Origin of the sequence: Tardiphaga sp. (assembly GCF_044336785.1) — a bacterium.
Taxonomy (GTDB): domain Bacteria; phylum Pseudomonadota; class Alphaproteobacteria; order Rhizobiales; family Xanthobacteraceae; genus Tardiphaga.
In genome coordinates, this window is the sequence record NZ_JBIIOT010000183.1 from 1 (window position 1) to 3656 (window position 3656).

General features: G+C 63.0%; 2 protein-coding genes. One reads left to right on the forward strand and one right to left on the reverse strand.

Annotated features, from left to right (window positions below):
• Positions 1 to 61 precede the first annotated feature (61 nt).
• Positions 62 to 1090, reverse strand: a complete 1029-nt coding sequence (locus tag ACIQ2A_RS25675; RefSeq protein WP_398484862.1) for a helix-turn-helix transcriptional regulator — start codon at positions 1088 to 1090, stop codon at positions 62 to 64.
• Between the two features lie 242 nt (positions 1091 to 1332).
• On the opposite strand from ACIQ2A_RS25675, the gene ACIQ2A_RS25680 reads away from it, so the two are divergent.
• Positions 1333 to 3546, forward strand: a complete 2214-nt coding sequence (locus ACIQ2A_RS25680) for a TonB-dependent receptor (protein WP_398484864.1) — start codon at positions 1333 to 1335, stop codon at positions 3544 to 3546.
• Positions 3547 to 3656: the final 110 nt, after the last annotated feature.

A 3656-nucleotide genomic window follows, 5' to 3' on the forward strand; every position in this document is an offset into this window, starting at 1 on the left:
TTGAGACGAGATGACGGTGGTTATGGGTCCCCGCCTTCGCGGGGACGACGGGCGGAGTTTGCTAACTCGCCTCGCGCGCCGCGAGCGCCGTCACCCTGATCACATCGAACCGCGTGCGGATCTCGCGTGGTGTCGCGCCAAAGCGCTTCTTGAAGGTACGGTTGAAATAAGACAGATCGCCGAAGCCGACTTCGAAGGCGATGGCGCTGACGCTGCGCTCGGTGCGATGGCCGTCGCGCAGCATCTGGAAGGCACGCTCCAGTCGCCGTTCCAGCAGATAATCCGAAAAGGTGCGCCCCTCCGCTTCGAACAGCTTCTGGAAATAGCGTGTCGTCACGCCATGGGTGGTGGCGAGCTGTTCGAGCGACAGATTCTGGCCGAGGCTCGCCTCGATGTCCGCCTTCAACGACAGCAGCGAGATGGCCGGGCGATCCTGCCGCCGCGCCGTCAATTTCGCGGGTGCCTCGGCTTCCGCAATCATGGTGGCGACGAGGCCGCTCATATAATCGACGGCGAGGCCAGCCAGCGCTGCGGAGTTCATCGGCAGCAATCCGCGCATCACGGCGGCTGCGTAATGGCCGAGCGCGATCAGGCCGCCATTGTCGTGGGGGATGTGCCGCATGTCGCTGCGGGCCTCGCATGCGATCAGCAGGCAGTCGACGCGGCTGACATCATTCATCAGGAAGGTGGCGGCGCGACTGGCATCGAGCACGATGGCTTCGCGCTGCATGCAGGTCTGGCGCTGGCCGCCTTGCTCGACGGTCACGATGCCATCGGATGGGCGGACGATCAGAAGATCGTTGGTGTCGTCGTCACTGGCGATGTCGCGAATGTCCCAGCGCGGGGCGGGATCGAAGCACGACATCAGGCCGAGATGCGGCTGCATCTGCAGGATCGCCTTGGACTGGAACGGCGCCGCGCGAAACGAGCCGAGGGAATCGCGCTGCACCGTCTTCCACGGCAGCCGCGCTTCGAGCGGCTGGCGCAGATGATCGTCGATATCGTCGGCGACGAGCCAGAGCGGCACCAATGGGCAGTCGGGTGCAGCCTCGGCGCAAGACGGCGACTGCAACTGATGCCGCTTTGCCACAGCACCAGATCCAAATCGGTTCGTTCGCTCCAGTCCGACTATCAAGTCACCGAGTCCAAGTCTTGCGCGTGAGCCGTGAAGTATCGCTGCGGATGAAGATAGACGGATTGCGCAGACGTAAGAAGCGTAAAGCCACTGATGGAATTTACATTGATTCCAAAGTGAGGCTGACCATGGTCGATTGACCCGCTCGCTTGCTGCCGTGAGACGTCTCCACGATCGAACGGAAGAGCCCGAGCATCATGCGCACCAGCAAATACCTTCTCATCCCGGCCATCGGACTCATCGCGACCCAGGCAAGCGCGCAGCAGCGTGCGCCGGTGGCGCTCGAGGAGATCACCGTAACCGCAGCGCGCGCCGAGCGCGCGATCTCGGATATCCCGCAAACGGTGCAGGTGGTGCAGCGACAGGAGATCGAGGAACAGCTCAAGCAGACGGGCAGCGCCTCGGCTGTGTTGGCCAAGCTGTTGCCGGGCTTCTCGGTGTCCAACCAGACGATTTCCGGCGCCTCGGAAAGCTATCGCGGTCGCGACCTGCTGGTGCTGATGGACGGCGTGCCGCTGACCACGCCGCTGCGTGATGTGTCGCGCATCCTGTCGCTGATCGATCTGAATTCCATCGAGCGGATCGAACTCGTCGCCGGTGCATCCAGCCTCTATGGCGCGGGCGCCACGGGCGGCACCGTCAATTTTATCACCAAGAAGGCGCAGGAAGGTGGCCCTCGCGTCAGCGTCAACACGGCGCTGCGCAGCTTCACCGCCGATGTCGGCGGCTCCTTGGCGCCGGAAGTGTCCGCGACGGTCAGCGGCAAGGGCGCCAATGGCATCGATTACCTGTTTGTCGGCAGTGGCCGTGGCGCGCAGAAGACCTATGACGGTGCAGGTCGTGAGCTTCCATCGGACGGCATGCTCGGGCAGGGCGGCGGCGATCGCTTTGTCAGCGGAAACTTCCTGGGCAAGGTCGGCTACGATTTCGACGGCGGCAAGCGCATCGAGGCCTCGATCGCGCAGTTCTATCTTGACCAGACGCCGCGCTACCTCACCAATTATGCCGGCGCCTATGCGCAGCCGGATTTCATAAAGCCCTATACCGGCCAGAGCGTGCTGGAAGACACCCGCACCATCCAGTTGCGCTATAGCGACAGCAACTTCATCCTCGGCAATCTGAGCGTGGTCGGCTTCTATAACGACATCAAGAAGCGCTTCAACTATTCGGAATTCTCCTACCCCTATAATTCGCTGGTCTATTATTCCGGCAATCCCCTGAGCCCGACCAGCCCGGCCAACCAGACCACGCTGTATTCCGAGCGCGGCGGCATGAACCTGTCGATCGATACGCCGCTCGACAGGATCTGGAACGGCGCCCGCATCACTTGGGGCACCGACGTCGTTCACGACAAGACGTGGCAGACCCTCACCGACGGCCGCGACGTGTTCACCCCGCTCACCCAGGTGACGACCGCCGGCTTCGCGCTGGCGCAGGTGCCGGTCACCGATCGTCTCACCGTGCGTGGCGGTGTGCGCTATGAGCATTTCGATCTCAGCGTGAACAATTTCCAGCGGCCGACGGCCTATGCGCAGACGCCGATCGGCGCCAGCGTGGTGGCGCTGGTGCTGCCGCAGCTCAATGTCATCGGCGGCGAGTATGAATATGCCTCGCCGACCTACAATCTCGGGGCCACCTTCAAGCTGGCGCCGCAGATCGAGATGTTCGGCGGCTTCTCGCAGGGCTATGCGCTGCCCGATGTCGGCGCCTATACCCGCCGCGCCGGCCTGTCCTCCACCGCCTATGCCTGTACGCTGGCCGTGCCGAACTGCCTGACGCCGGCGCGCCAGACCATCAGCTTCACCTCGATCGCGCCGGAGCCGCAGATCGTCAACAATTACGAACTCGGCATTCGCGGCGGCAACGGCCCCTACAAGGGCAGCATCACCGGCTTCGTTTCCACCTCGGAAAAGGGCGTGACCTTCGATCCCGTCACCAACCTGATCTCGCAGCAGAAGGAAATGATCTACGGCGTCGAATATATCGGCGAAATGGCGATCACCTCAAACTTCACCTTCGGCACCACGATCGGTTACAAGGAAGGCCGCTATGACAGCAACAAGGATGGCGTGCTGGATTCATGGCTGCCGAACAACCGCATCGCCACGCCGGTGCGCGGCCTGATCTTCGGCGACTATCGCTTCGACAACGGCATCAAGCTGCGCGTCGAGGGCGAGGGCTGGTCCGGCCGCAACCGCGGCATCAATCTCGCCAACACCACCTATCCGATCGAGGGCGGCTTCACGATGAATGCTGCGCTCAGCGGCCCCGTCTATGGCGGCGAGGCCTATGCGGCGGTCAACAACCTGTTCGATGCCACCGTGCAGAACCCGACCGCGACCTCGGTGCGCAACCTTCCGGTCTATTCATGGGGCCGCACGGTCACTGTTGGTTATCGCAAGACGTTCTAATCGCGTGATCCACAATCGCTGTCTCTCACAGCGACGCACGGTTACCTCTCCCCACCGGGGAGAGGTCGGATCGCTCTTGCGATCCGGGTGAGGGGGTGTGCTCCCGAGCC

Bases quoted from the DNA above. Each gene is read 5' to 3' on its own strand.
- ACIQ2A_RS25680 (WP_398484864.1), top strand. From the start codon at position 1,333: ATGCGCACCAGCAAATACCTTCTCATCCCGGCCATCGGACTCATCGCG.